General features: G+C 68.6%; 24 protein-coding genes. 10 read left to right on the top strand and 14 right to left on the bottom strand.

Translation table 11 applies throughout. From position 1 onward, the window contains the following. Window positions 1-129 precede the first annotated feature (129 nt). The 8 genes from rpmH (at window position 130) to ABNF93_RS23675 (ending at window position 5,613) form a co-directional block, all read left to right on the top strand. Window positions 130-264 carry a 50S ribosomal protein L34 gene (rpmH, locus tag ABNF93_RS23640; RefSeq protein WP_092883951.1) on the top strand — a complete coding sequence of 45 codons (135 nt, stop codon included), beginning with the start codon at window positions 130-132 and terminating at the stop codon, window positions 262-264. Between the two features lie 58 nt (window positions 265-322). Next, a complete protein-coding gene (gene rnpA, locus ABNF93_RS23645) occupies window positions 323-670 on the top strand; it encodes a ribonuclease P protein component (RefSeq protein ID WP_349330343.1) in 348 nt (115 codons plus the stop codon). Window positions 671-681: 11 nt separating this feature from the next. Next, on the top strand, window positions 682-927 hold the full coding sequence (gene yidD, locus ABNF93_RS23650) for a membrane protein insertion efficiency factor YidD (protein ID WP_502877621.1): 246 nt from the start codon (window positions 682-684) through the stop codon (window positions 925-927). Between the two features lie 3 nt (window positions 928-930). After that, window positions 931-1,899: a membrane protein insertase YidC gene (gene yidC / locus ABNF93_RS23655; protein ID WP_349330345.1), complete on the top strand. Its 969-nt coding sequence runs from the start codon at window positions 931-933 to the stop codon at window positions 1,897-1,899. An 87-nt stretch (window positions 1,900-1,986) separates the two neighbouring features. Further along, window positions 1,987-2,565, top strand: coding sequence for a Jag family protein (locus ABNF93_RS23660; RefSeq protein WP_502877615.1), 579 nt, complete (start codon window positions 1,987-1,989; stop codon window positions 2,563-2,565). A gap of 55 nt (window positions 2,566-2,620) precedes the next feature. Further along, a complete protein-coding gene (rsmG, locus tag ABNF93_RS23665; protein ID WP_349330346.1) occupies window positions 2,621-3,247 on the top strand; it encodes a 16S rRNA (guanine(527)-N(7))-methyltransferase RsmG in 627 nt (208 codons plus the stop codon). 69 nt (window positions 3,248-3,316) lie between these two features. Continuing rightward, window positions 3,317-4,648, top strand: coding sequence for a ParA family protein (locus ABNF93_RS23670; RefSeq protein WP_349330347.1), 1,332 nt, complete (start codon window positions 3,317-3,319; stop codon window positions 4,646-4,648). Next, window positions 4,645-5,613 (top strand): ParB/RepB/Spo0J family partition protein, encoded by a 969-nt coding sequence (locus ABNF93_RS23675; protein ID WP_349330348.1) that lies wholly within the window; start codon window positions 4,645-4,647, stop codon window positions 5,611-5,613. The genes ABNF93_RS23670 and ABNF93_RS23675 overlap by 4 nt, the downstream gene beginning before the upstream one ends. An 81-nt stretch (window positions 5,614-5,694) precedes the next feature. Here the strand turns inward: ABNF93_RS23675 and ABNF93_RS23680 are convergent, their stop codons facing one another. Continuing rightward, complete coding sequence (locus tag ABNF93_RS23680) at window positions 5,695-6,660, bottom strand: D-alanine--D-alanine ligase family protein (RefSeq protein WP_349330349.1); 966 nt, start codon at window positions 6,658-6,660, stop codon at window positions 5,695-5,697. A gap of 37 nt (window positions 6,661-6,697) precedes the next feature. Next, window positions 6,698-8,017 (bottom strand): aminotransferase-like domain-containing protein, encoded by a 1,320-nt coding sequence (locus ABNF93_RS23685; protein ID WP_349330350.1) that lies wholly within the window; start codon window positions 8,015-8,017, stop codon window positions 6,698-6,700. A 337-nt stretch (window positions 8,018-8,354) separates the two neighbouring features. On the opposite strand from ABNF93_RS23685, the gene ABNF93_RS23690 reads away from it, so the two are divergent. Next, on the top strand, window positions 8,355-8,984 hold the full coding sequence (locus tag ABNF93_RS23690; protein ID WP_349330351.1) for a GNAT family N-acetyltransferase: 630 nt from the start codon (window positions 8,355-8,357) through the stop codon (window positions 8,982-8,984). Window positions 8,985-8,987: 3 nt separating this feature from the next. On the opposite strand, the gene ABNF93_RS23695 is transcribed toward ABNF93_RS23690, so the two are convergent. The 9 genes from ABNF93_RS23695 to ABNF93_RS23735 all read right to left on the bottom strand — a co-directional run bounded on the left by ABNF93_RS23695 (window position 8,988) and on the right by ABNF93_RS23735 (window position 20,936). Beyond that, window positions 8,988-10,055, bottom strand: a complete 1,068-nt coding sequence (locus ABNF93_RS23695; protein ID WP_349330352.1) for a glycerophosphodiester phosphodiesterase family protein — start codon at window positions 10,053-10,055, stop codon at window positions 8,988-8,990. Between the two features lie 148 nt (window positions 10,056-10,203). Further along, window positions 10,204-11,349 carry an N-acetylmuramoyl-L-alanine amidase gene (locus ABNF93_RS23700; RefSeq protein ID WP_349330353.1) on the bottom strand — a complete coding sequence of 382 codons (1,146 nt, stop codon included), beginning with the start codon at window positions 11,347-11,349 and terminating at the stop codon, window positions 10,204-10,206. A 226-nt stretch (window positions 11,350-11,575) separates the two neighbouring features. Then, window positions 11,576-11,905 (bottom strand): thioredoxin, encoded by a 330-nt coding sequence (gene trxA, locus ABNF93_RS23705; RefSeq protein WP_349330354.1) that lies wholly within the window; start codon window positions 11,903-11,905, stop codon window positions 11,576-11,578. A gap of 52 nt (window positions 11,906-11,957) precedes the next feature. Beyond that, on the bottom strand, window positions 11,958-12,944 hold the full coding sequence (gene trxB, locus ABNF93_RS23710; RefSeq protein ID WP_349330355.1) for a thioredoxin-disulfide reductase: 987 nt from the start codon (window positions 12,942-12,944) through the stop codon (window positions 11,958-11,960). 128 nt (window positions 12,945-13,072) lie between these two features. Continuing rightward, window positions 13,073-13,951, bottom strand: coding sequence for an anti-sigma factor family protein (locus ABNF93_RS23715; RefSeq protein WP_349330356.1), 879 nt, complete (start codon window positions 13,949-13,951; stop codon window positions 13,073-13,075). Continuing rightward, window positions 13,948-14,700, bottom strand: coding sequence for an RNA polymerase sigma factor SigM (gene sigM, locus ABNF93_RS23720; protein WP_349330357.1), 753 nt, complete (start codon window positions 14,698-14,700; stop codon window positions 13,948-13,950). The genes ABNF93_RS23715 and sigM overlap by 4 nt, the downstream gene beginning before the upstream one ends. Beyond that, the gene (locus ABNF93_RS23725) at window positions 14,697-16,445 is read right to left on the bottom strand and encodes a protein kinase family protein (RefSeq protein ID WP_349330358.1); all 1,749 of its coding nucleotides are present in this window, start codon (window positions 16,443-16,445) and stop codon (window positions 14,697-14,699) included. The genes sigM and ABNF93_RS23725 overlap by 4 nt, the downstream gene beginning before the upstream one ends. 232 nt (window positions 16,446-16,677) lie before the next feature. Further along, window positions 16,678-18,363 carry a murein biosynthesis integral membrane protein MurJ gene (murJ, locus tag ABNF93_RS23730; RefSeq protein ID WP_349330359.1) on the bottom strand — a complete coding sequence of 562 codons (1,686 nt, stop codon included), beginning with the start codon at window positions 18,361-18,363 and terminating at the stop codon, window positions 16,678-16,680. Further along, window positions 18,360-20,936 (bottom strand): DUF6049 family protein, encoded by a 2,577-nt coding sequence (locus tag ABNF93_RS23735; RefSeq protein WP_349330360.1) that lies wholly within the window; start codon window positions 20,934-20,936, stop codon window positions 18,360-18,362. The genes murJ and ABNF93_RS23735 overlap by 4 nt, the downstream gene beginning before the upstream one ends. A gap of 106 nt (window positions 20,937-21,042) precedes the next feature. On the opposite strand from ABNF93_RS23735, the gene ABNF93_RS23740 reads away from it, so the two are divergent. After that, on the top strand, window positions 21,043-22,506 hold the full coding sequence (locus tag ABNF93_RS23740) for a CCA tRNA nucleotidyltransferase (protein ID WP_349330361.1): 1,464 nt from the start codon (window positions 21,043-21,045) through the stop codon (window positions 22,504-22,506). A gap of 280 nt (window positions 22,507-22,786) precedes the next feature. Here the strand turns inward: ABNF93_RS23740 and ABNF93_RS23745 are convergent, their stop codons facing one another. The 3 genes from ABNF93_RS23745 to ABNF93_RS23755 form a co-directional block, all read right to left on the bottom strand. Further along, window positions 22,787-24,112 carry an MFS transporter gene (locus ABNF93_RS23745; RefSeq protein WP_349330362.1) on the bottom strand — a complete coding sequence of 442 codons (1,326 nt, stop codon included), beginning with the start codon at window positions 24,110-24,112 and terminating at the stop codon, window positions 22,787-22,789. A 109-nt stretch (window positions 24,113-24,221) separates the two neighbouring features. After that, entirely contained in the window at window positions 24,222-25,310 is a 1,089-nt protein-coding gene (locus tag ABNF93_RS23750) for an inositol-3-phosphate synthase (RefSeq protein WP_349330363.1), read from the bottom strand. Between the two features lie 125 nt (window positions 25,311-25,435). Continuing rightward, a complete protein-coding gene (locus ABNF93_RS23755) occupies window positions 25,436-25,996 on the bottom strand; it encodes a PadR family transcriptional regulator (RefSeq protein ID WP_349330364.1) in 561 nt (186 codons plus the stop codon). Between the last annotated feature and the right edge of the window lie 107 nt (window positions 25,997-26,103).

A 26,103-nucleotide genomic window follows, 5' to 3' on the forward strand; every position in this document is an offset into this window, starting at 1 on the left:
AGGCGGAGTCGGTCCAGGGGGCCGACTTGAGGTCGTCGGGTGCAGGACGCGACAACGCAGCCGCGGGTGGACGGTGACGTCGAGGCGTCGGTGCCCGCGTCCTCATGATTTCTGATCGGGAGAATTCCTGTGAAGCGTACGTTCCAGCCCAACAACCGGCGACGTCACAAGACGCACGGCTTTCGCCTCCGCATGCGGACCCGGGCGGGTCGCGCGATCCTTTCCGCCCGGCGGCGCAAGGGGCGCCAGCGCCTCGCGGTCTGAGGCGCCACGCGGTCTCGCCCAGGTCGAGTGCGATGTCGTGGTGCCGGCCATTCACCGGATGCGTCGTTCGGTCGACTTCGCGACGGCGGTTCGTCGTGGCCGGCGCGCGTCCCGGTCGAGGCTGGTCGTCCACCTGGTACTCAGCCGCCGCGACGAACCCGCACGGATCGGGTTCGTCGTGAGTCGCTCCGTGGGCAACGCGGTCGTCCGCAACACGGTGCGCCGGCGGCTGCGTCACCTCATGCGTGAGCGGCTCACCGGCCTCCCCGCCGGAACCTTGCTGGTGGTCCGCGCGTTACCGTCGGCAGCGGAGGCGACGTCGGAGCGGCTGGGTCAGGAGATCGACGCGGCGCTCGAAGAGGCGCTTGCACGGCCGCGATACCTCGCGGTGGAGAGTGCGCGGTGAAAACGATCCTTGTGATGCTGCTGAAGGGCTATCGCCTGGTGGTGAGCCCGTTGTATGGCCAGGTGTGTCGCTACCACCCGTCTTGTTCCGCGTACGCCCTCGAGTCCGTCGAGACCCACGGGGCCGTACGCGGCAGCTGGCTCGCCGCCCGTCGGCTGGTGCGGTGTCACCCATGGACCCCTGGCGGATATGACCCCGTTCCGCCCGCCCGAACGCGCGCCGGTGTGGGCGCGCCAACCCACACCAGAGGTGCATAAAGCGTGGCCTGGTACGACAAGATCCTGTCGCCCCTCTACGACGTCGTGTCGTGGATCATGTGGGCGTTCCACTCTCTCTTCGCCCCGATCCTCGGACCTGACTCGGGCTTCACGTGGGCGCTGTCCATCGTCGGCCTCGTGGTGGTCATCCGGATCGTCCTGATCCCGTTGTTCGTACGGCAGATCCGGGCGAGTCGGAACATGGCCCTGATCCAGCCGAAGGTGAAGGAGCTGCAGAAGAAGTACGGCGGCGACCGGGAGCGGATGGGCCAGGAGCTCATGAAGCTCTACAAGGAGAGCGGGACCAACCCGTTCTCCTCGTGTATGCCGATCCTGTTGCAGTCACCGATCTTCATCGCGCTCTTCCGGGTGCTGGATGGCGCGGCGCACAAGATCGTGCGCGGTCGCGGGTTGAACCAGGAACTGGTCAACTCGCTGAGCGACGCGACCCTGTTCGGCGCCAAGATCTCGGACAAGTTCATCGGCGCCGACAGCCTGAACGTCCAGATCGTCACGGTCGTCCTGATCCTGCTGATGACGGCGACGACCTTCACGACCCAGCGGCAGTTGATGCGCAAGAACATGCCGCCCGAGGCGTTGACGGGTCAGTTCGCGCAGCAGCAGAAGATCCTTCTGTATGTGCTGCCGGTTGTCTTCGCGGTCGGCGGTGTCAACTTCCCGATCGGTGTCCTCATCTACTGGTTCACGACCAACGTGTGGACGATGGGCCAGCAGTTCTGGGTGATCCGCCGCAACCCCGCACCGGGGAGCCCGGCGTTCGAGGCGTACCAGAAGCGGAAGGGCGGGAAGGGCGCACGGAGTGGCCTGGCCGCATTGATTCCGGGGACGAAGGAGACGCCGAACGGCGCGACGCCGACTGTCACGGACAACGGTGAGGCGGCGACACCGGCGCCCACCGTCAAGCGAGTGCAGCCGCAGCGGTTGCCGCGGAGCAAGCGTAAGAGCCGTTGAGACTCTCGACCCGGCTGTGTGTCGTCGGGGCGAACGAACCTGGCTGTTGGCGTCCGATCGAGGGCGCGGGGAATGAAGGAGTAAGTCGTGGGTGATCGCGCTACCTCGTTCGTCGAGGACGACAACGACGGCGGTGAAGGCCAGGCGGTCGACGCCGAGGAGGCGGGGGCGGCGGCCCGCCAAGACTCCGCCGACCCGTCGCCGGAGGACGTGGCGCGCCTCGAGCGCGAGGGGGACGTGGCGGCTGACTATCTCGAGGAGTTGCTCGACATCGCCGACGTGGACGGCGACATCGACCTGGACGTCGAAGGAAGTCGAGCGATGGTAGCCGTGGTCGGAGGTGACCTGCAGCACCTGGTGGGTCGGGACGGCGAGGTCCTCGAGGCGCTCCAGGAGCTGACCCGACTGGCCGTTTACAGGGAGACCGGCGAGCGGAGCCGGTTGATGTTGGACGTCGCCGGATACCGGGCACAGCGACGCAGTGACCTCATCGCTCTCACTGAAAAGATCGTGGCTGAGGTCATCGCGAGTGGTGAACCGGCGCGACTGGAGCCCATGACACCGTTCGAACGAAAGATCGTCCACGACACGGTGGCTGCGAAGGGACTGACGAGTGAGTCGGAGGGCGAAGAGCCCGAACGACGGGTGGTCATCCAGCCGGCGTGAGCCTGAGGGTGTTTCACGTGAAACCGGGACGACGGTAGACGTTCCTTCCCCGCCGTTGGTCGCAAGACAGGTCTTCGGTGAACATCTCGAGCGTGTCGAGCGCTACGCCGCACTGCTGGCCAGCGCGGGGGTCGAACGCGGGCTGCTCGGGCCCAGGGAGGTGCCGCGGTTGTGGGACCGGCACCTGTTGAACTGTGGTGTACTCGCTCCGCTCGTCCCCGCGGATGCATCGCTGTGCGACGTCGGTACCGGAGCCGGACTCCCGGGGCTCGTCATCGCACTTGCTCGCCCTGACGTCTCCGTCACCCTTCTCGATCCGTTGTTACGTCGGGCAGACTTCCTTCTCGAAGCCGTCGCTGAACTTGGTGTGGCAAATGCCTGTGTCGTACGCGCGCGCGCCGAGGAACATGAGGGACGCTATGACGTCGTGACCGCGCGCGCCGTGGCGCCGTTGGGCCGGCTTGCTCGTGTCGCGATACGGCTTTGTCGGCCCGGTGGTTCATTGTGGGCGGTGAAGGGTGAGCGGGCCGAAGAAGAGCTTCGTGAAGCAGCGCCCGAGCTCCCGCGGTGGGGGGTGGCGACCTGGTCGGTCGAGAAGGTCGGTGAAGGCATCGTGTCGCCACCGACGACCATCGTCCGGCTCATCGCACGTTCCGCTGGGGCCAACCGCCGTCGGCGGTAGCAAGTGTCGAAGTGGCCGTCGCCCCCGAGCTTCGGCTTGGTGGGGAGGCTGAGTGTGACGGAGGTTCACGTGACCACTGGACTTGGATGGCCGCTCGACTGGCCGTCGACTACCGAGGAACAGGATGCCGAAGAGACTCGACCTCGTCGTCAGGCCGTGGGTGGACTGGGCTGGCCGGTCGAAGGACCCGCCGGACTCGGTTGGTCGGCGGAGGTCGGCACCGGCGAAGGGTCGGCCAGGTCGACCTCCACTGCGGTAGTGGAGGACGAAGGGCGCGAGGGTGGCACCCCTGGAACGTCGGCGTTGTCCGCGGACCTCGATGCGATTCCACAGGTGTCGTCAACGGTCGAGATGTCCACCGAGGAGCCGGCCGATCTGGGCGCCACCAATGCCGCGGCAGCGACCGTTTCACGTGAAACACCCGAAGATGCCGAACCACCGCCAACGGCCGGACTCCAGTCCAATGTGCCCGTCGTCTTCAGTCCCACCCTTCCCCGCCCGGTGCAGACCCGGGTCTTCGTGGTGGCGAACCAGAAGGGCGGCGTCGGCAAGACCACGACCGCCGTCAATCTCGCAGCCGCCCTGGCTGGTTCCGGTGCACGTGTCCTCGTCGTCGATCTTGACCCCCAGGGCAATGCGTCGACCGCCCTCGGCATCGACCACACCGAAGGTGTACCGAACATCTACGACGTGATCGTCGAGGGTGAACCGATGCGGAACTTCGTCTATCCGGTTCATCGCTTCCCGACGCTGTTCGGTGTCCCTGCCACGATCGACCTCTCCGGTGCCGAGCTCGAACTCGCGAGTGTCGTCGCACGAGAGGCCCGGCTCAAGAAGTTCCTCGATGCGTACCTCGACGAGCAGGCGGCCGCGGGCGAGCGGTACGACTACGTCCTGATCGACTGCCCGCCCTCACTCGGCCTCCTGACCATGAACGCCTTGGTTGCCGGCAGGGAGGTGCTGGTCCCGATCCAGTGCGAGTACTACGCACTCGAAGGCGTCGAGACGCTCTTCCGCATCGTCAACCTCGTCCGCGAGCTCAACCGTTCCCTGCAGGTGACGACAGTCATCCTCACGATGTACGACGCCCGCACGCGGCTCTCGGCCCAGGTGGCGGAGAACGCTCGGGAAAGCCTTGGCCACACAGTGCTCCGCAGCGCGATCCCTCGGTCCGTACGAATCTCGGAGGCGCCGAGCTTCGGGCAAACGGTCATGACATGGGATGCCGGTTCGCCGGGAGCTCTGTCCTATCTCGAGGCGGCGCGCGAGCTCGCGCTCCGCGATCCGGCGGCACCAGCCGCGGCCGGCGCCAACCGTTCGATCGCGGCACCCGACGTCGTTCGGCAGGAAGTACTAGGCTCGGCGACCGCGACTGGAGTCGATCGAGGGGATCTCAGATGACGGTTCGACGTGGCTTGGGGCGTGGACTCGGCGCCCTGATCCAGTCCGCTCCACCCGCCAGCGAGGTGGCCCCGCCGGAGCGCGGCGCTGAACCGGCGCATCGTGCGGCGGTGGATGTCGACCACCCCTCCCCGTCTGCTCCCGACGAGCCGGCACTGGTTCAGGGTGCACACTTCGCCGAACTGCCCATCGACGCGATCTCGCCCAACCCGCGCCAGCCGCGCCAGGTCTTCGACGAGGAGGCGATGGCTGAGCTGGTTCACTCGATCAAGGAGATCGGCCTTCTCCAGCCCGTCGTCGTACGCCGGCTGGGGGATGAGCGCTACGAGCTCGTCATGGGCGAACGGCGCTGGCGCGCCACGCAGCAGGCGGGCCTCGACGTCATCCCGGCGATCGTGCGCGACACCGGCGACGAGAACATGTTGCGTGACGCGCTGCTGGAGAACCTGCACCGCGCGCAGCTCAACCCGCTGGAGGAGGCGGCGGCCTACGGGCAGCTGCTCGACGACTTCGGCTGCACCCACGACGAACTCGCCCAGCGGATCGGACGGTCGCGCCCTCAGATCACGAACACGCTCCGACTGCTCAAGCTGCCACCAGCGGTGCAGCGCCGAGTGGCGGCCGGGATCCTCTCGGCTGGTCACGCGCGAGCGCTGTTGTCCGTCGCCGAAGAGGAGGCGCAGGAGAAGCTTGCGCACCGAGTCGTCGCGGAAGGACTCTCGGTCCGGGCGCTCGAAGAGATCGTCACGGTGAGCGCCGGCGGAAAGGAACGCAAGAGCAAGGCCGCCCGTTCACCGAAGCCGGTCGCCCCTCGGCTCGGCGATCTGGAGGCCCGGCTCACCGACCGTTTCGACACCCGGGTGAAGGTCGATCTGGGTCGTCAGAAGGGCAAGATCACGCTGGAGTTCGCGTCGCTCGAGGACCTCGAGCGGATCGTCGACCTGATGGATCCGCGCGGCGCCTGACGCTAGCCGGAGCCGCCCTGGTCCCCGCCGGTCCGCGACCGACCGACCCGGGAGGGTCGACCGGCGTCGGGTGACCGATCGTCAGGAACGTCGAATCTCGGACCGCTGGGCGGCGGCCTGGAGCAGGTCGCGGCAGAGCACCCCGAGATCCCGACCGGCCGACTCGATGGCGAGCGGCACGAGTGAGGTCTCGGTCATCCCAGGCGCGACGTTGACCTCGAGGAACCACGGGACCCCCGCGGAGTCCACGATCAGGTCGGTACGCGACAGGTCGCGCAACCCCAGCGCCCGATGCGCGGCGAGCGCGGCTTCCTCGCAGGCGTCGGCCGCCGAATCGGGGAGCCGGGCAGGAGCGACGAACTCCGTCGCGCCGGCGTTGTAGCGCGACGCGTAGTCGTAGATCCCACTGTCGGGAACGATCTCCACACCAGGCAGGGCGCGAGGTCCGTCGCCGACATCGATCACGGCCACGCTGACCTCGGTGCCAGCCACGTGGCGTTCGAGCAGCGCCACCTCGCCGTAGGCGAAGCAGCTCACCATGGCCGCCGGAAGGTCCGCGATCGTGTGGACCACCGTGCAGCCCAGCGCGGATCCGCCGCGGGACGGCTTCACGACCAACGGCAGACCGAGCCGGTCGGCGATGCGTTCGAGGACCGTCTGTGCGCCGAGTTCCCGGAAGGTGTCGTGCGGGAGAACGACCGACGGCGGAGTCCGCACACCGGCGGCGGCCACGATCGTCTTCGCCACCGGCTTCTCGAACGCCGCTCGGCACGCGACCGCCGTGGATCCGACGTACGGCACGTCGAGCAGGTCGAGGACCTCCCGCAACGCACCGTCCTCGCCGGCGGCGCCATGCAGGAGCGGGAAGACCGCCGAAGGTGGATCGTTCTCCAGTGCGGAGATGAGGCCTGCATCGGCGTCGCGTTCCTCGACCTCGACGCCGACCGCCCGCAGCGCCTCACTCACCCGCCGCCCGGACCGCAGGGACACGTCTCTCTCATGGGAGAGTCCGCCGGCCAACACCTGGACCCGTCCGAGATCGCTCATCTGTTGCCCCTTCACTTCCACCCGGGTCGCCGGCCACTCATCGCAGATCTGGCCCGGGAAACTCGACACCTTGACCTCTACCCAGATGAAGCGGTCCGAAGGTCTCCCGAAGTTCCATCTCATGTTCGACGACGGCGGCGAGCCTACGGATCCCTTCCCGGATCCGATCAGGTGGCGGGAAACAATACGACAGGCGCATGCACTGGCTGCCGAACCCGTCGGCGTAGAACGCCGTGCCGGGTACGTAGGCGACGCGAGCGGTTACAGCACGTGGTGACATGGCCTTGGCGTCGATGCCGTCTGGCAGTGTCACCCAGACGAAGAACCCGCCCTTGGGCGTGGTCCACGTCGTCGTGGCCGGCATCAGGTCGGCGAGTGCCTCGAGCATGGCGTCCCGGCGTTCGCGGTACATCTCGCGGAACGCCTTGATCTGGCCGTGCCAGTCATGGTTGGCGAGATAGGTCGACACGGCCATCTGGTTGAACGCCGGCGGGCACAGCGTCGCCGACTCCTGGGCGAGGATCAGCTTGTCCCTGATGGCATGTGGCGCGAGCGCCCACCCCACCCGGAGCCCGGGGGAGAACGTCTTGGAGAACGACCCGAGGTAGACCACACGTCCCGGGTCGTCCGCGCGGAGCGCGCGGTAGGGCTCACCGTCGAACCCGAGCAGGCCGTACGGATCGTCCTCCACCACCAGGACGTCGTACCGGTGGCAGATCTCCAGCACAGCAGCCCGGCGTTCGGCACTGAGGGAGACACCGGCCGGGTTGTGGTAGCTCGGGATCGTGTAGAGGAACTTGGCGCGCCGTCCGCTGGCCGCCACGCTGCGGAGAGCGGCATCGAGGTGCTCGGGGATCAGCCCGTCGTCGTCCATGGCGACGTGGACGACGTCGCATTCGTACGACGCGAACACCCCGAGCGCCCCCACATAGCTGGGCGCCTCGCAGATCACCACGTCGCCCGGATCGCAGAAGATCCGCGTGACCAGGTCGAGTGCCTGCTGGCTCCCAACGGTCACCACCACGTCGTCGGCCGACCCCTCGATGCCGACGAGCCGCATCACGTCGGTGATCTGCTCCCGCAGGGTCTGGTCGCCCTGCGCGGTGCAGTACTGCAGAGCCGTGGTGCCCCGATGCAGGACCAGGTCCCCGATCAGGGAGCTCACGACGTCGAGGGGCAGTCCGGAAATATTGGGCGAACCGCCCGCGAGCGACACCACCTCGGGCCGGTTGGCGACGGAGAAGAGTGCGCGGATCTCGGAGGCGACCATGCCGCGAGCTCGGGATGCGTACCGTGCGACGTCGGCGTCGAAACGCGTCTCACGGTGCAAGGGTTGACGATCCGGGCTCTCCTCCATGGGGATACGGCTCCTCTCCGTTCGAGAGCGGCCCAGCCGTTGTCACCAGGCGGGCCACCCAGCTACTACGATGCCTCATGAGGCGTCCCCTTGGGGAGTGGGTGCTCGCTGGAAGGGTTGTCATGCGGATCGTGTCCTGGATTCTGTGCGGAATAGGTGCCGGCGTTCTGGCCGGCTTTGCAACGGGTCTGCTCCGTCGTCGGCCGAAGCATCCGGAACCTCTCGTGACGAACTATGCGGGTGGATATTTCGCGCCCACGCCGTCTGACGATCACACCGCCGTCCAACCCGGTCAGTAACTATCGGGAATAGCACCCTTCGGCACCACATACGCGATATGAGTACGATGCGCCGCCTTGCCAACATCACTCTGGACAACCTCGACGATCTGCCGCGGCCATGTCGTCGTTGTGTCTTCTGGGAATTGGACCCGGTGGCGCGCCGTCGGGCCGAGGAGGCCGGTGATCCAGCCCTCGAGAAGGAGGCGTGGATCTCCGCCGTACTCCTCGAATGGGGCTCCTGCGGCAAGGTCTGCTACGTCGACGGGACGCCGGCCGGATTCGTTGTGTACGCACCACCGACGTACGTCCCGCGTTCGGTCGCCTTTCCCACCTCTCCGGTGAGCGGGGACGCCGTTTTGTTGATGACGGCCTACGTCATACCGGAGTTCGCGGGTGCCGGCCTGGGACGCATGCTGGTCCAGGGCCTTGCCAAGGACCTGGTCAAGCGTGGAATCCGCGCGATCGAGGCCTTCGGTGACGCGAAGTGGCGCAAGCCGTCGTGCGTCGTCCCGGCGGACTACCTGCTGTCCGTGGGCTTCAAGACGGTACGCCCGCACCACCGCTATCCCCGGCTCCGGCTCGAACTCCGCAATGCCCTTACCTGGAAGGAAGATGTCGAGGCGGCGTTGGAGAAGCTCCTCGGCTCGATGACACCCGAAGGTGCGTTCCGTCCGGTCCGGAGTTGATGTTCAGTTCTCCCGTGGGGGAGCGTACGCGCGGGGCAGCCGGAACCCTCGCTCTGTCATCACCGACCGCAGCCGGTCGGGGTAGTCGGTGATGATCCCGTCGACACCGTCGTCGATGAGTTTGTTCATGGTCGGTTCGTCGTCGACGGTCCAGGGGATCACCTGGATCCCACGTGCATGGGCGGCCGCGACCATGTCGGCGGTGACGTACGGCTCGTAGCCAGGGTCGGTGACCTTGCCGTTCTGAGGGAAGCCGTGGACCGGCGAGAAGGCGTCCGCACCGAACGACGCGATCGCCGCCAGCGGGTCACCGCCGAAGTCGTCGATGTCGAGACCGCCGAGCCACGGTGACGCTCCGGCCTGCCCGGTCTGCAGGAAGTCCCGGTTGGTCAGGGCGACGATCGGTAGCCGGGGTTCGACCTCACGCATCCGCATGAGGGCGCCCCAGTCGAAGCTCTGGATCGTCACCTGGCCGAGCATTCGGGCCCGCCGGATCTCCTTCACCGCCACCTGGACGAACTGCTCCCGCGGAGCCGTCTCGCTGGGTGCCCCGGCCTCGACCTTGGTCTCGATGTTGAGCGTCACACCGTATGCCCTGTACCGGTGGACGAGCGCGAACACCTCCCGAAGGCGCGGCATGCGCTCGCCGGGGAACGCCTGCTGACCGGGAAACTCCGGCAGCGTCAGCGTCCCGCAGTCGAGCGTCCTGACCTGGGCGAGGGTGAGCGTGTTGATGTACTTGCCGACGTACGGAAACTCCGGGTCGCCCGCCACCACCGGCGCCGTGTCCTGGCACTTGCGGTCGCTGATCCGCCGGTCATGGGTGACGACGGCCTCGCCGTCCTCGGTGATCTGGATGTCGAGCTCGAGGGTGCTGACACCGAGTTCGAGTGCGTGGGCAAACGCGGGAAGGGTGCTCTCGACCACGAGGCCGAGGCCGCCCCGATGCGCCTGCAGGTCGAAGGCCTTGCGCCCGTGCCCGGCGTCGACCTGTGGTGCCGCGGACGCAGGTCCGGCGAGCAGGAGCGATGTGGCGGCGACAGTGACCGCGATGGTGCGCCAAGACTTCATGTCGAGGAACCTCCCGCGAGCGGCGAAACGATGCACGACGACGGGAGAAAGAGATACCGGACGGCGAACGAATTGTCCTACGGAACGGCAAGGCTGGCCAGGTGACCTGGTGAGGGTGCAGGGGTGCGCGGCGGGGGCGTGTCCTCGATCAGCGGATGAGCTGGCCGAGTTGGAGAACCCCGGTCGGTGAGTCCATGTCCGGTGGGAGGTAGACCCGCTGGACGGCGACGACGATGGCCTCGGCGACGACGTCGCGGAATCCCGGATCGGACAACCGGAGTGCGTCGCCTGCGTTGGTGACGTAGCCGAGCTCGATGCGCACGGCCGGCATCTTCGTGTAGCGGAGCAGATCCCAGGTCTTGGCATGCGTACGGCAGTCCCGAAGGTCCGTACGGGCAACCACTTCCCGCTGCACCAGGCCGGCGAACCGCTCGCCGAGCGTCGACCGCATGTCGTCGTCGCCCACCGTGCCGTAGTAGTACGTCGCGACGCCGCCCGCCTCCGGACTGGGGTGCTCGTCGACGTGGAGGGAGACCACCAGGTCGCCGCGGGTCTCGTTGGCGAACCTGGCCCGCTCCGCCTCGTCAGGGCTGGTGTCGCGACCGCGGGTGAGGAAGACCCGTACGCCGGTGGCGGCGAGCCGACCCTCGATCCGGGATGCCAGGTCGAATGCGATCTCCGCTTCGGACAGGCCGTGGGAGAAGCAGCCGCGGTCGACACCGCCGTGGCCCGGGTCGATGACGACGACCTTGCCTGGGAGTTGCGGGCCGGCCCGGTGGATGCGTTCGGACTCGCGCAGGGCGTCGGCGCGTCCGCCGGTCACGATCGGGGAGAGGCGCGCCAGGGCCTTGAACGTCGCGGGGCCGCAGGTGCCGTCGGGCGGCGCCCCAACGCTGCGTTGGAACTCCTTGACGGCACGTTCGGTGGATGGACCGTAGACCCCGTCGACCCGGTCGACGCCGAATCCCAGCTCCAGCAGCCGCTGCTGCAGGGTCGCCACGTCGTCGCCGATCTGCAGGTGCCCGGCCTGGAAGGACATCAACCGGTCACCCAGGCGCCAGCGGGCCTCGTCGAGCACGCGATAGGTCTCGGCATCGACCACCCCGTGGGCAGTGAGGCCGCGCTGCTGCTGGAACTGGCGTACGGCCCGGTCGACGCTCTCGTCGAAGACGGCGGCGCCCGGGTCGAGATCCTGGTCGGGGGTGGCGGCCAGCAGGCCCAGTTGGGTGAGCTTGGAGCGGATCTCAGCCACCGCGGGACCGCGGTTGCCCAGCCCGTATCGATGCTCGGCCATGGGCGCCTCCGAACGACGTCGCGTTGCACGGAGATCCGGTCGTGGTCTTCCGGATCACCCACGCCATGCTAGCTGGGCCACCTCCCCACGCTCGCCCCGCGCCGCCGCGAAGCCCAGAAGACTGTACGGAAATGCCGAGCCCGGGCTCACCCATGCGGGTGGCCCGGGCTCGTCGGCTGGGGTGTGCGGCTGAGCAGCAGGCGGGTTGGTCAGGTGCTGTTGGTGCTCAGGCTGCGACGAGGGTGGCGAGTTCCGCCTTGATCGCCGCCTTTGGCCGAGCGCCTACCAACGACTTCACGACTTCGCCGCCGACATAGACGTTGATCGTCGGAATGCCGGTGACGCGGTACTCCAACGGCGTCTGGGGGTTTTCGTCGACATTCAGCTTGACGAAGGTGATCTTGTCGGCATATTCGGTCGCCAGTTCCTCGAGAACCGGCGCGACCTGCCGGCACGGACCACACCATTCCGCCCAGAAGTCGACGACCACCGGCTTGTCGCTCTGCAAGACAGTGGTGGCGAACTCGAGATCGGTCACGGGCTTGATCGCGCCCACGGGCTTCTCCTCTCCGCTTACGTACTCAGCACAACACCGAGGACGGCCTTCTTCATCCCGCCCCCATGGTGGGCGCTGTGGTCTGCGCGGCGGAGACTTCCGGGACGTCCTCCAGCGCGGCAAGGAACCGCTCGGCATCCAGCGACGCGGCGCAACCCGTACCCGCCGCCGTGATCGCCTGACGGTAGGTGTGGTCGACCAGGTCGCCTGCGGCAAAGACGCCCAGCAGGTTGGTGCGGGTGGTCGGTGCGTCGACCTTGACGTAGCCCTCGTCGTCGAGATCCACCTGGCCGCGTACGAGGTCGCTGCGCGGGTCGTGGCCGATCGCCTCGAAGAGTCCCGTGACCGGGAGGGTGGACTCCTCGCCGGTACGCAGGTTGGTCAGGCGTACGCCCTCGACCTTCTCCTTGCCGAGGACCTCGCTCACGGTGGAGTTCCACACGAACGAAATCTTGTCGTTGGCGAAGGCGCGGTCCTGCATGATCTTGCTGGCGCGCAGCTCGTCGCGCCGGTGGATCACGGTGACGGACTTGGCGAACTTCGTGAGGAACAACGCCTCTTCCATCGCCGAGTCGCCGCCGCCGACCACCGCGATGTCCTGGTCGCGGAAGAAGAACCCGTCGCAGGTCGCACACCACGAGACGCCGTGGCCGGACAGCAGGTCCTCACCGGGGATGTCGAGCTTGCGGTAGCGGGAGCCCATCGCCAGGATGACTGCCCGCGCGCGGTGCTCGGTGCCGGAGCTGTCGACGACCACCTTGATGTCGCCGGTGAGATCGACCCGCTGGACGTCGTCGGGGATGAGCTCCGCGTCGAAACGCTCCGCCTGCTTGCGGAAGGCGTCCATCATGTCGGGTCCCATGATCCCGTCGGGGAAGCCGGGGTAGTTCTCCACGTCGGTCGTGTTCATCAGCGCGCCGCCGGCTTCGACCGAGCCTTCGAAGACGAGGGGGTTGAGCCGGGCACGTCCGGCATAGAGGGCCGCGGTGTAACCGGCCGGGCCGGATCCGATGATGATGACATTGCGGACGTCAGTCACGGACCGATCCTCGCATTCGTCGGGGCAATCTCGAGCGATGTCACTGCGGTAACCGATCCTAGGTGCCCGACATTCCGTGACGGGGAGGGCGCCACGGGTGGCTACGAGGCGGGACCTTGGAGCCCTCGTCAGCGGGGGGCGATGTTCGCGGAACGGACAATGTTGGCGTTCATACCGCAGGCGATGGCGTACGCACGGACGACTCCGGGCTTGCCGGTCTCGGTGAGGGCGAGGGTGACCGGCTTGCCGTCGAGCTGTGCCGGCATCGTGGCGAGGAGCTTGCCGGCGTTCTCGGTCTCGAGCAGCTCCTTGACGCAGCGGTCCGTCCCGCCGCCGGGCGGCGCGATGCGGGGATCGTTGTTGACCTGGAACGACTTGCTCGGCGTGGGCGAGGGCGCCCGCCGACGTTCCAGCAGGCCGTCTATCTGGTCGGCGAAGCTACCGGCGGAGAGTGTCGCCTTTGTCCCCGCCCGGAAACCGACCGTGGTGTCGCCCTTCCGTGCCGGAGTGCTCGACGACGGACCCGGCTCCTGCGCCGTGGGCGTTCCGGCGCCACTGAGGGCGGAGTAGACGGCACCGCCGCCCAAGGCGAGCGCTGCCACACCGGCGGCCGCGGCGAGCGCTGGCACCCAGCGTGGATTCTTTCGTTCGGCTCTGCGGGCTCCAGGACGCGACATGCGCCTGACCCGTCCGAGGCTGGTTCCCGAGGGAGTGGCGGTGTCGGAAACGTAGCCGGGCTCGTAGGCTCCTGAAGCCTCCGCACCCCGTGCGGCGGCCTCGGCGCTGATCACCGCTTCCAGCCGGTCACTGACGACAACGGGCATCGGGGCGGGCCGGGTGCCGGCGTCGTGGAGCAGCAGGCGAAGCTCGCCCAGGCTGTCGGCGACCGCCTGGCAGGATCCGCAGGCCCGCAGGTGAGCATGCACCTGCGCCGCCTCATGATCGGTCAGCAGACCTTCGAGGAAGTCGGCGAGGAGGTCGTTGCGGATATGGGGACCCACCGTCACCTCGCCTCCCCTGCGTGTCGGTCCGTCGTCCGCCGGCGGCGTCCTCCGGGAGCCGTCGGCCAACCCGGATCCGGTAGCTGTCCCGGCCCAGGCACGCCTTGGACGTCAGATGACGCGGTCGGGTTCCCGGAAGAACCCGGATCCTGGTCCCGTTGCCCCCGCCCATCCCGCAGATGGAGGAGAAGGGGGACCAGCCGGGCACGCCCACGGGCGCAGCGGCTCTTGATCGTGCCCGGCGCGCAGTCGAGCATCGAGGCCGCCTCGTCGACGGAGTAGCCCTCCATGTCGACCAACACGATCGCCGCCCGCTGATCGGCGTTCAGGCTGTCGAGAGCGCTCATGATGTCGATCCGGAGCTCCTGCTGTTCGGCGGGATCCGGCGGGCGTACGGCCGCGAGCTCAGCCGCCCGGTCGTCCTCGGGGAGCGGATCCGCGGCGCGGACGGCGCGACGGCGTACCCGGTCGAGGCAGGCGTTGACGACCACCCGGTGCAGCCAGGTCGTGACGGCAGACTCACCCCGGAACTGACCGGCGTTGCGGAATGCCGACACCAGGGCGTCCTGGAGGGCGTCGGCGGCCTCCTCCGGATCGCCGAGGGTTCGCAGCGCCACCGCCCAGAGCCGATCGCGATGCCGGCGGAACAGGTCGGCGAAAGCATCGGGGTCACCGGCAACGTGGCGGGCGATCAGTTCCTTGTCCGTGGGCACGTCGTTGCCCTCGAGGAGACGGCTCGGGGTGCTCGAGGTCATCGGCGGACGACGATCTCCGCAATGCCGCCGCGATATTCCCCGCCGTCGGGCGGGAGCCGTGTCATCCAGACGAGTACGTACCGCGTGCTGACCTCGTTCTTGGGCTTCAACGTGACCTGGCGGTCGGCACCTTTGGTCGACGCCACGGGGTCCCATCCGTCCACGGTCGCGGGCGGGCCGCTGGCGTCCTTGGGCGCAGCCAGGAGTTGGAGGTCGGTGCCGCCGGGAACGAGGGTGAGGCGTACGGAGGTGAGATCCTGGGCCTTGCCGAGGTCGAACCAGATGCCGACGCCGGGCTTGTACGTGGTGAGAGGGTCGTCGAAGTAGGACATCGTGGTCCACGAGGTTCCCGGGTCGCCGTCATAGGCGTTGGAGATCTCCTCGGGATGCTCCTCGCCGTTGCCGCCAGGCGGCGGGTCGAAGTCCTTCGCGGCAACGACCTGAATCTTGACGTTGGCGGGCGACTTGGCATCGGACGGCGTCGAACCAGGCGTCGACGTCGGGCCTGGGTCGCTGGGACCGAACGCCTGGCTCATCAGCTGCCAGCCGAGCAGCCCCGTGCCGGCGAGCAGGACGATCCCGACGAAGACGCCGGCGAGGCGCCGCCAGCGCGGGTTGACCGGGCGTGGGGCGGGTGCGTAACCGTGATGTTGGCGGATGGGCGCGTAGGCGCCCGAAGGCCGGTACGCGGTGTGGGCGTCGTCGTCTCGACGACCGCCGTATCCAGCGGGACCGCCGTAGCCCGCTGGGCCGCCGCGGTCGGCAGGCAAAGCGCCTGTGCTCTCGCCGCCCTCCATCGCCACGGCACCGTTGGGGACGCCTGGATCGAGGTCGACCGGTCGCCCACCCACCTGGGTCGGCTCGTCGGCGTAGCGGGACCGCCGCGGCTCCATCGCTCCACCGAGTGCATCGGCACCCGACGCCCCGGCAGGAGGTAGCAGTCCTTCGATCGGAGTCACGCCGACGACCTCGGTCAGGGCGGTGGCGATCTCCCGCGCCGTCTGCAACGGCGAGCCACTGCGTGGATGCTCGACGAGGATGCGTTCGGTGATCTCATCCAGTGGACGGGGGACGCCGGCCCGGCACTGCCGTGGCGACAGGAGCGAGCCGTCGGCCGCCCTCGGCGCCGCACTGAGCCCGGACCGTGGACCGGTCGGCCAGCGGGCGGTGAGGCCGGCGTAGAGAAGCCGACCGAGGCCGAGGGAGTCGAGCCGGCCCGGCTCATCCTCTCCGCCGCCGCCGCCACCGTTGGAGGTGAGGGCCGCCTGTGTCGCAAGACCCACGATCTTGAGCGAACCGGAGTCGGTGACGACGATGCTGTCCGGGTCGAGGCGTTCGTGAGTCAGGCCCTGGTCATGGGCCCGCGCCATCGCCTCCGCGACCTCGCGGACCAGCAGCCCGGCCTGGTGGGGCGGCAGTGGGCCGTCCGCCAGGACGGTGCCGAGACTGCGACCGGCCACCCACTCGCGGACGACGTAGGCGACGCCATCGTCACGGAGCGCGTCGAGGACTCGGAGGAACCGGACGTCCGAAGCCGTGGCGGCCTTGCGGGACGCGTCGAGCAGCTGGTCGGCACGGGGGTCGTCGGCAGCCAGCACATGCAGCACTACCGAACGTGAGAGGACTTCGTCGACCGCGCGCCAGGTCTGGGCCACGCCGCCATCACCCGGGGTCTCCGCGAGAAGCTCGGCGACCCGGTAGCGGCCAGCGAGCGTCACGCCCGGGTCGACATCAGTGGGATGCACGGCCCTCCTGCCCGCCGGGGGACGACGCTGCGCCCCAGTTTGGTTGGCTTGCGCCTACATGCTAATGCCAGCGCCGTCCTTGTGCTGGAACGGCAACTTCCACCTCTCCGGCACCTTCGCGGCGGTCGGACCCCGCCTACGAAAGACGTGTCGGAGCAGATTCTGACAGGGCCCCGGCTGGTGACCGCTGCGCCCGCCGGGACCGCTGCGCCCGCCGGGGACGGCCGCCGGCTCAGGCAGAGCCACGGCCGAGGCGACCACGGACCAGCGCGACGAGTTCGGCGATCTCACGGACCCGGAACACCTGTGCCAGCAGAAGATAGCCCCCTGCCAGGACGGTGCCACCGGCCAGCACCGCAGTCGCCGCCCCGATCGCGCCACCGTCCAGGGCGCCTGACACCAGCCGGCCCACACCGTACGCCCCCAGCCCCGAGAGCAGTGCCGCGGCACCCGCCCGGGCGTACGTACTCAGCAGGCGACGGCCGTCAGCCCCGCCGATCCGCCGCCGGAGAACCGCGATACTGGCGAAGAAGCCGAGCCAGTAGCCGACGCCGTACGACACGGCGATGCCGACCGTCTTCCACTGCACTGGAAGGACGGCGTACGCGGTGATCGCACACGCCGCGCTCGCCGCCACCACGAGGATCTGGATGAAGACCGGCGTCCGGGTGTCCTCGTACGCATAGAAGCCACGCAGCATGATGTGCTGGCTGGAGAAGCCGATCAGGCCGAGCGCGAAGCCCATGAGGACGTACCCCATGAACCGTGCACTCGCCTCGTCGACCTGGCCGTGCATGAACAGGGCCACCGTCATGTCAGGACCGAGCGCGAGGAACGCGACCGCCGCCGGGATGATGGCGACGGCCGTGAGCCGCAGCCCGTGGGAGAGGTCCGAACGCACCTGCGCCGGATCGTTCTCGGCGGCCGCCAGGCTCATCCGGGGAAGCAGGGCCGCCACGATCGACACGGTGATCACGGCGTGCGGCAGCATCAGGATGAGGTACGCGTTGAGGTACGGCGTCAGGCCGTAGCCCTGCTCGGCGCCGTAAACGGTCAGCGCTTCGGCACCGACGCCGGTCGTGAGTCGCGTCGCGGTGACGAACCACAGCTGGTTGATGAGGACGTACCCGATCGTCCAGGCGGCGAGCTTGCCCGACCTGCCGACGCCGCCGCCACGGAAGTCGAAGCGAGGACGGAGCCGGAACCCGGCCTTCCTGAGGACGGGAACGAGACACAGCGCCTGCAGCGCGATCCCCAGTGTCGAACCGAGGCCGAGCAACGCGATGTCGCCGCCGTCGATCGACTGCGGCGAGTCGGCGTCGGAGACGACGATGAATGTGCCGAAGACCGCGATCGCGATCAGGTTGTTGAGGATCGGCGACCACATCATCGGGCCGAATCGTCGACGGGCGTTGAGGATCTGGCCGAAAATGATGTAGAGGCCGTAGAAGAAGATCTGCGGCAGGCAGTACCACGCGAAGGTGACGGCGAGGGTGAAGTACGGCCGGTTGGCCTGCTCCAGCAGGTCGTCGCTCGCGTAGACGCTGACAAGTGCGGGCGCGAAGAGCACCGCCACCACGCTCATGCCGGCGAGCACGATCGCGGTGAGAGTGAGCAGCCGCTGACCGAACGCCTGGCCGCCGTCCGGGTCGTTCTTCATCGCGCGGACCAACTGGGGTACGAAGACCGCGTTGAGCGCGCCGCCCGCGACCAGGATGTAGAGCGAGTTGGGCAGGGCGTTCGCGAGGTTGAACGTGTCGGCGAACAGCGCGGTGCCGAGCGCCCAGACCAGGACCAGGCTGCGGACGAAACCGGTCAGCCGGGAGACGATGGTGCCGAGTGCCATGACGGCGCTGGCGCGAAGCAGACTCGACTGGCGGGCCGGCGCGTCCGCCGGGGCCACAGTTTCCTCGCTCACCGCGGCGCTCTCGTCCTGTCGTGGTCGGGGTCGGTGCCGTTGGACTCCGAGCCCGCGCGCACGCCGTGGTGGGCGGCCGGGTCACGGTCGTCGTCGGCACCACGGCTCGCGTCGAGGCCAGTGCCAGTGCCTGTGCCGATGCCGTTGTCGGCGCCAGTGCCGGCGTCGGCGAGGTGCTCCGCTCCGGTGCTGTGCTCCGCTCCGGTGGTGTGGTTCCGGTCCTGGTGTGCCGCGTTCAGCCTGATCTGGCCGTTCGACGCGCCGTCGGGAAGCTCGAGGTCCGGCAATGACGCAACGCCCTGCGGGGCGGGGGGCGGCTGCTCCGTCCCTTCCTCGTCCCCGTTCTCGCCGACCTCGCCTCGACCCTCGCCTGGACCCTCGTCGGCATCGTGTCGGCGGGTGACCACCGCGCGGACCCGGCGGAAGATCCGGGTACTCGCGCCGAGCAGCAGCAGTCCGAGGCCCGCGCAGATGATCACCCAGCCGACCTGGCCGTAACCCCGGATGTTGACCGGGAACGATTCGGTGGCCCCGAACTCCGTTCCTGCCGTCGTGGTCAGACCCACCTGCATCAGGACCGACCGCGCGCCGCCGGAGGTCTCGGCGTCGACGCGGACGGTGACTTTGCGGTTCGGGTCGACGCGTACCGGCTCGATCGGGGCGACCTTGAGCCGGTCAGGGCTGGTGGACCGGACGTCGAGCTGGACCTGGACCGGGCTGTCGCCCTTGTTCTCGATGGTGACCGGGAACCGGCCGGTACGACTGGACAAGGTCACCAGAGGTGGTGGGATCACCGACACGTCGGTGATCGTTTCCCGTAGGTCGGCGTCGATCGCGTCGATCAGCTCGGCGGCCTGCTCTGGCTCCTGCCGCCAGGCCATCGAGGTGCCGCGCAGGAACGCGAGGTCGACGCGCGCGCGGGACTCCTTGGGATCGGCGAGCAGGTCGAGGACGGTGTCGGTGGTCGCGTCGAGCTCCCGGAGCTGGCTGAGGACGGAAGGACTCAGCTCGGCACGTTCGTCGGCACCAGACCTGGCGAGCGGACCGCCGTACGCCGTCGGCGGCTGGGACAGCAAGGCCGCCGCCGATACCGGGCGGAGCCAGGACGTGGAGTCGACGGTCGAGAACAGGTGGGAACCGGCCGCGCCGGGGTTCCACCCGCGGGGGAACACCGCGACGACGCGGCGCTGCGGGTCCTGAGGACTCCCGGGAGCCGCGGGGGCGGCGCCGGTGCCGGGCGGCCCGGCGGGTCCCGAGGAGGCGGCACTCCCCGCGGCCACGGCGTCAGGGTCGACCTCCTGCATGGCAAGGAGCGCGGTCTCGCTGAGGAACCGTTGCTGGACGTTGACCACCGAGGACTTGACCGCCGGACCACCACCGGCTGTGAGGGCCGGGTCGACCACCAGTGCGGTGAGTGCGCCCTCCGGGGTCGCGAGGGACGCCACCGGGCTCGATCCGTCGCGCGGCAGGTCCGGCATCGCGTGCTTCGACAGGAGCACGGTCTTGGCCCCACTCGCGGCGATCATCTCCAGTGTGCCGGCATCGGCGTAACCGTCGCCCGGCCAGGCGAGGGTGCCGCTCGCGCGATAGTCCTTGACCGTCTGCTTGGCCGCGTTGACCGCCTGGCCGGAACGTTCGGTGAACCGGTGACGCTCGAGTGCGGGCAGGTCGGGATCCGCGTACGGCAGCATCAGGGTGTGACCGGCGTCCAGCACTCCACGGGCGCGGTTGAGCCACCGGCGGATGTCGGCGGTCTCACTGGCTTTGACCTCCCTGCCGTTGGAGGTCGTGTAACCGTCGGCCATGCGTTCGGCCTCGGCCAGGAGCGCCGGGTCGACGACGAAGGTCAGGTCATGGGCCGAACCGAGCTCGAGAAGGCGGCTCAACCGGCCGTTCGGTCCGAACTCCTTGAGGTTCGGCAGGCCGTCCGGTGTGGTGGTGCTCCGTGAAGGACTCGTCCGGGGTGGCGTGCTGATCTCCTCACCGGCGACCAGGCCGGGGCGGCCGTTGATCGGCAGCAGGAACGACACCTCCACCGGCGTCATCGTGGTGCCCTTCTCGATGAACGGAAGGAACGACCGGGCCCGCCAGGTCTCCCGCTCGGAGGTGTCCGGTGGGAGCGCCCGGATGTCGACGCCGACGACATAAACGCCGGACTCGTCGAGCTGCAGCTCGTCAGTGGGGACGGCGACCTCGAACTTTCTCGTCGCCCGCGGTGGCAGCGTCGTAGCCACCTCGTCGACGAGCTCCCACGGCTCGTCCAGGCGTACGCCGAGGCGTTCGCCGGGACGTTCGGCCGCCGCCGTCGCGAGCTGATCACGGGTAGTGAGAGGGGTCTCATCGAGCCACAGCATCGCGTTGACGGTCGACAGCGGGACGTCACCGGTGTTGGTGACCCGCCCGGAGACCCGGATCTCCTTGGTGGCGGACGTGGCATAGGGGGTCTGTGAGTCGACGGTTACGCGGAGTCGGGGCTCCCCGTCGGCCGTGGCCGGGGTCGCGGCCGCGAGCACGCTGACGAGGCTGGCCAGCACGGTCAGCAGCGCGCACAGCAACCTCCGACGCGGCAACACCCCTCGATGCTAATGGTCGCCGCTGAGAGGCATCGGCGGTCCCGGGGATGGCGGGAGGGCGGGTGACGGCCGGACGGGCTGGGGCCACGCCGTACGCTTGCCTCCCGTGTCGAGCGACCGGCTGAGCGAGGCCCAGCGCCGAGGCGTACGCGAACTGTTGCGGATCGCACCCGTGATCGACGAGCTGGGCGCGCGGTTCCAGTCCGCGGGCATGCCGCTCGCCCTGGTCGGCGGGTCGGTGCGTGACGCCCTGCTCGGGCGGCTCGGCCACGATCTCGACTTCACCACCCGGGCACGACCCGACGAGATCGAACGCCTGCTGACCGGGTGGGCCGACGCCACATGGGACATCGGCCGCGACTTCGGCACGATCGGCGCGCGCAAGGGCGAGTGGACGATCGAGATCACGACGTTCCGTGCCGAGTCCTACGACCCGGAGAGCCGTAAGCCGACGGTGACCTACGGCGACACGCTCGACGGTGACCTCGGCCGGCGCGACTTCACGGTCAACGCCCTGGCCGTCACGCTGCCCGTCACCCGGCCGGAGCGGGTCTTCGTCGATCCGTACGGCGGTGTGACCGATCTCGTGGCAGGTGTCCTGCGTACTCCCGGTACGCCGGAGGCGTCGTTCACCGACGACCCGTTGCGGATGCTGCGGGCGGCGCGCTTCGCCAGCCAGCTCGGCTTCGCCGTGGCGCCGGAGGTGGTCGAGGCGATTCGGGCGATGGCCGAGAGGATCTCGATCGTGTCGGCCGAACGCGTCCGCGACGAGCTGGTCAAGCTGGTCTGCGGTGCGCATCCGCGGGCGGGCCTGGAGCTGCTGGTGAGCACGGGTCTGGCCGATCAGGTGCTGCCAGAGCTGCCGGCGCTGCGGCTCGAGGTCGACGAACACCACCGACACAAGGACGTCTACGAGCACAGCCTCACCGTCCTGGAACAGGCGATCGCGCAGGAGCAGCGGGTGCGCACGGACGGCGCCGCGGACTTCGTGACCCGCTTCGCCGCGCTGATGCACGACATCGGCAAACCGGCGACGCGGCGGTTCGAGGGCGGCGGTCGGGTGACATTCCACCACCACGAGGTGGTCGGGGCGAAGATGACCGCGAAGCGGATGCGGGCGCTTCGGTTCTCCGGCGAGCAGATCCACGACGTGGCGCGGCTGGTGGAGTTGCACCTGCGTTTCCACGGTTACGGCGGTGGAGAGTGGACCGACTCGGCCGTACGACGCTACGTCCGCGACGCCGGCCCGCTCCTCGACCGGCTGCACGTGCTCACCCGGGCCGACTGCACCACCCGGAACAAGCGCAAGGCGGCCGCACTCCAGCGCACCTACGACCAGTTGGAGGACCGCATCTCCCGGCTGGCCGAGGAGGAGGAGATCAACCGGATCCGGCCGGACCTCGACGGGAACGCGATCATGGAGCTGCTGGGCGTCGGGCCGGGGCCGATCGTGGGGCGGGCGTGGCGGCACCTGCTGGAGGTCCGCCTCGACCAGGGACCGCAGGACCCCGAGGCCGTCCGGGCGGAGCTCCTGCGCTGGTGGAAGGACCAACCCGAGTCCTCCGGCTAGATGGGGTGACCCAGGACTGCCGGCGGACCACCGGCTGAGCTGCGTGCGAATGACAGCTCGGCACAGGACCGGCGCAAGGCGGGACGGCCCGGCGGCCGTCGGACGGCGGTCGGACGGCGAATGACCACGCTGAGCATGCCTGTGGCACCTGGAACAGGCATGGACGCCTCGGAAATGTCCACAGACCTGCTCAGCGTGGTCATTCCCCGCTGGCGCGGCTGGTCCAGGTTGTCCGCCCCGGTCGACTCGCCCGGCTTGCCGCGTCGGTCGGCCCGCCGGGTCAGGGGAGGGAACGCCGGGTCTCCGCGTACGCGTCGTCCCGTGGGCGGGCCCAGACTCCGGTCACACGGGCGTAACCCACGGCGGCCGCCGCGTAGACCGCCGCCGAGCCGATGAGGATCGCGTACGACTTGCCGGTCGGGGGCAGCGTGACGGCCGCGAACGCCGCCGCCGCGACGAAGACCACGTTGAACAGCACGTCGTAGAGCGCGAAGACGCGCCCCCGGTAGACGTCGTCGATCGTCTCCTGTACGAGCGTGTCGACGCAGATCTTGATGCCCTGCGCCGCGACCCCGAGGACGTAGGCCGTCGCCAGCATGCTGACCCGGGTGTAGAACGCGCCCGGCAGGACGATGCTCACCGCCGCCGCACCGAAGAGCGCGACCATCCAAGTCTCCTTCCTTATCCGGCGTACGACGATCGGCGTCAGCAGCGCGGCCGTGCCGTAACCCAGCCCGCTGGCGAGAACGGCGGTGGCGACGCCAGCGAGTCCAGCTGAGGCGTTCGCGGGCGAGAAGTAGTTGCGGTAGAGCAGCAGCATCGCCACCGCGGAGACGCTGTAGACGAACCGCTGGACGCCGATCGCCGCCAACCCGTAGACGGCCGACCTCCTCGACCACACGTGCCGGGTGCCGTCGACGAAGCCCTGCAGGACGTGCCCGACCGCCTCTCGTACCGCCCGCCGCGCCGTGTCGAGGTCCGGCCCGAGCAGCCGTCGAGACATGCGCAGCGCCAGCAGCCCGGCGGCCAGAAAACCGATCGAGGCGGCGCTGAGCACCACCGTCTCAGGGCCCGCTGAGACCATGTCCCCGCTGAGCGTCGCGACGCCTGAGCCGACCCCGATCCCCACGAGGTAGGCAAGGGTGCCGCAGGTCGGGGAGACGGCGTTGGCCATGACGAGACGATCGAGCGGTACGACATGCGGAAGTGCCGCCGACAGGGCCGTCAGCAGGAACCGGTTGACCGACAGGCAGGCAAGGACCAGCAGGTAGAAACCGGGACCGTCACCGTTGCCGGACACAAGCACTGCGATCCCGGCCGCCAGGACCGCCCGGATGAGGTTGGACGCCAAGAGCACCTGCCGCCTCGACCAGCGGTCGAGAAGCACCCCGCAGAACGGCCCCAGTAAGGAGAACGGCAGCAGCAGCGCCGCGAACCCGGCCGCGATGGCGGTCGCCGTCGGTTGCCTTTCCGGAGAAAAGAGAACATACGACGCGAGTGCGACCTGAAATATCCCGTCGGAGAACTGCGAGGCAAGACGGACCGCGAAGAGCCGGCGGAAATCCCGGTACCCCAGAAGCACCCTGAGGTCGGTCACGAACTGCACTTCCCAAGGCTAGTTCGCAAAGCCTCCACCCCGGGGCCAGACGAACCGGCTGCCCGGGGTGGAGGAGAAGAAGCTCAGCGCTTCTGTAGTGGGGGTGAGGGTGGAAGGTTCAGCGCTCGACCTCGCCGCGGATGAACTTCTCCACCAGATTCCGCGCCTCGTCGTCGGAATACTGCACGGGCGGGCTCTTCATGAAGTACGCCGACGCCGAGAGGATCGGGCCGCCGATGCCGCGGTCCTTCGCGATCTTCGCGGCCCGGATCGCGTCGATGATGATGCCGGCGGAGTTGGGCGAGTCCCAGACCTCCAGCTTGTATTCCAGGCTGAGCGGCACATCACCGAACGCACGCCCTTCCAGTCGTACGTACGCCCACTTGCGGTCGTCGAGCCACGGCACGTGATCACTCGGACCCACGTGCACGTTGCGCTTTTCCAACTCGCGCGGGATCTGCGACGTCACCGACTGGGTCTTCGAGATCTTCTTCGACTCGAGCCGATCGCGTTCGAGCATGTTCATGAAGTCCATGTTGCCGCCGAAGTTGAGCTGGTACGTCCGGTCGACGACGACGCCACGGTCCTCGAAAAGCTTCGACAGCACGCGATGCGTGATGGTGGCGCCGACCTGACTCTTGATGTCGTCGCCCACGATCGGCAGCCCCGCGTCGGTGAACTTCTTCGCCCATGCGGGATCCGTCGCGATGAAGACCGGCAGGGCGTTGACGAAAGCGACACCCGCGTCAAGCGCACATTGCGCATAGAACCGGTCGGCCTGCTCAGAGCCCACCGGAAGGTACGAAACGAGCACATCGGTCCCGGTGTCCTTCAACGTCTGCACGACATCGACGGGATCCTGGTCCGATTCGGTGATGGTCTCGCGGTAGTACTTCCCGAGTCCGTCGAATGTCGGCCCGCGCTGAACCGTCACTCCGGTCGGGGGGACGTCACAGATCTTGATCGTGTTGTTCTCGCTCGCACCTATGGCGTCGGCGATGTCCTGGCCGACCTTCTTGGCGTCGACGTCGAAAGCGGCGACGAACTGGACATCCCGGACGTGATACGGGCCGAACTCCACGTGCATGAGGCCCGGCACCTGCTGGCCCGGGTCGGCGTCCCGGTAGTACTGGACGCCTTGGATCAGTGAGGTCGCGCAGTTGCCGACACCTACGAGGGCAACCCGGATCGACTGCGAATCCCTCAAGGTCATCTCCCTTGTCTTAAGCACCGCAGTGTCGATGCACCCCTGAAGGTGAAGCGCACCGTTGTCATTTGTGCACCGCTAGGGCGTGTCTCCCAAGTCATCTCGCGCGCGAACGTCGACGCGGTTCAGTTCGCCGGCTGTCCGCGTTCCCGCTGCTCCGACGCGATCATGCTGCTGAGCCAGCTCACTTCCCGTTCGACGGACTCCAGGTCGTGGCGGTGGAGTTCGACGGCATAGAAGTCGACCCGTTCCTGGGTGCGTTCGAGCTGGGTGCGGACCCGGTCCAGCCGTTCCTCCAGGCGGCGCCGCCGCCCTTCGAGGATCCGCAGGCGCACGCTGATGTCCGTACGGGCGAAGAAGGCGAAGTGGACGCCGAAGTTGTCGTCCTCCCAGGTCGAAGGGCCACCCTCTGCCAGGAGTTCGGCGAACCGGTCCTCACCGCTGTCGGTGAGCTGGTAGACGATCTTCGCGCGGCGCCGTCCAGTTGTGGTCGTGTCCGACGTGTCCTCGGAGATCCAGCCCTGCCGGAGCATCGCCTTGAGGCACGGGTAGAGCGAGCCGTAGGAGAGCGCCCTGCCCCACCCGAACTGGGCGTTGAGCCGCTTCCTGATCTCGTACCCGTGCATCGGGGTTTCGTTCAGCAGCCCGAGCACAGCCATCTCGAGTACGCCGCTTCGTCGTGCCACGCCTTCTCATCCGTTCCGGGGGTTCGTTCCGGGGGCCCGGCGACACCGGAGTCGCGCGGGGTCCGTGCCATGCCGGCGTCGACCGCGGTGCGGCCTCAGACAGGCGA

The sequence above is a fragment of the Actinopolymorpha sp. B9G3 genome (assembly GCF_040120725.1).
Taxonomy (GTDB): domain Bacteria; phylum Actinomycetota; class Actinomycetes; order Propionibacteriales; family Actinopolymorphaceae; genus Thermasporomyces.

What these genes read in the sequence shown, in the direction of transcription:
- ABNF93_RS23675 (WP_349330348.1), top strand. Translation starts at nt 4,645, where the DNA reads ATGACGGTTCGACGTGGCTTGGGGCGTGGACTCGGCGCCCTGATCCAG.
- sigM (WP_349330357.1), bottom strand. Translation starts at nt 14,700, where the DNA reads ATGACCTCGAGCACCCCGAGCCGTCTCCTCGAGGGCAACGACGTGCCC.
- ABNF93_RS23690 (WP_349330351.1), top strand. Translation starts at nt 8,355, where the DNA reads ATGAGTACGATGCGCCGCCTTGCCAACATCACTCTGGACAACCTCGAC.
- ABNF93_RS23700 (WP_349330353.1), bottom strand. Translation starts at nt 11,349, where the DNA reads ATGGCCGAGCATCGATACGGGCTGGGCAACCGCGGTCCCGCGGTGGCT.
- ABNF93_RS23680 (WP_349330349.1), bottom strand. Translation starts at nt 6,660, where the DNA reads ATGAGCGATCTCGGACGGGTCCAGGTGTTGGCCGGCGGACTCTCCCAT.
- rnpA (WP_349330343.1), top strand. Translation starts at nt 323, where the DNA reads ATGCGTCGTTCGGTCGACTTCGCGACGGCGGTTCGTCGTGGCCGGCGC.
- ABNF93_RS23685 (WP_349330350.1), bottom strand. Translation starts at nt 8,017, where the DNA reads ATGGAGGAGAGCCCGGATCGTCAACCCTTGCACCGTGAGACGCGTTTC.
- ABNF93_RS23695 (WP_349330352.1), bottom strand. Translation starts at nt 10,055, where the DNA reads ATGAAGTCTTGGCGCACCATCGCGGTCACTGTCGCCGCCACATCGCTC.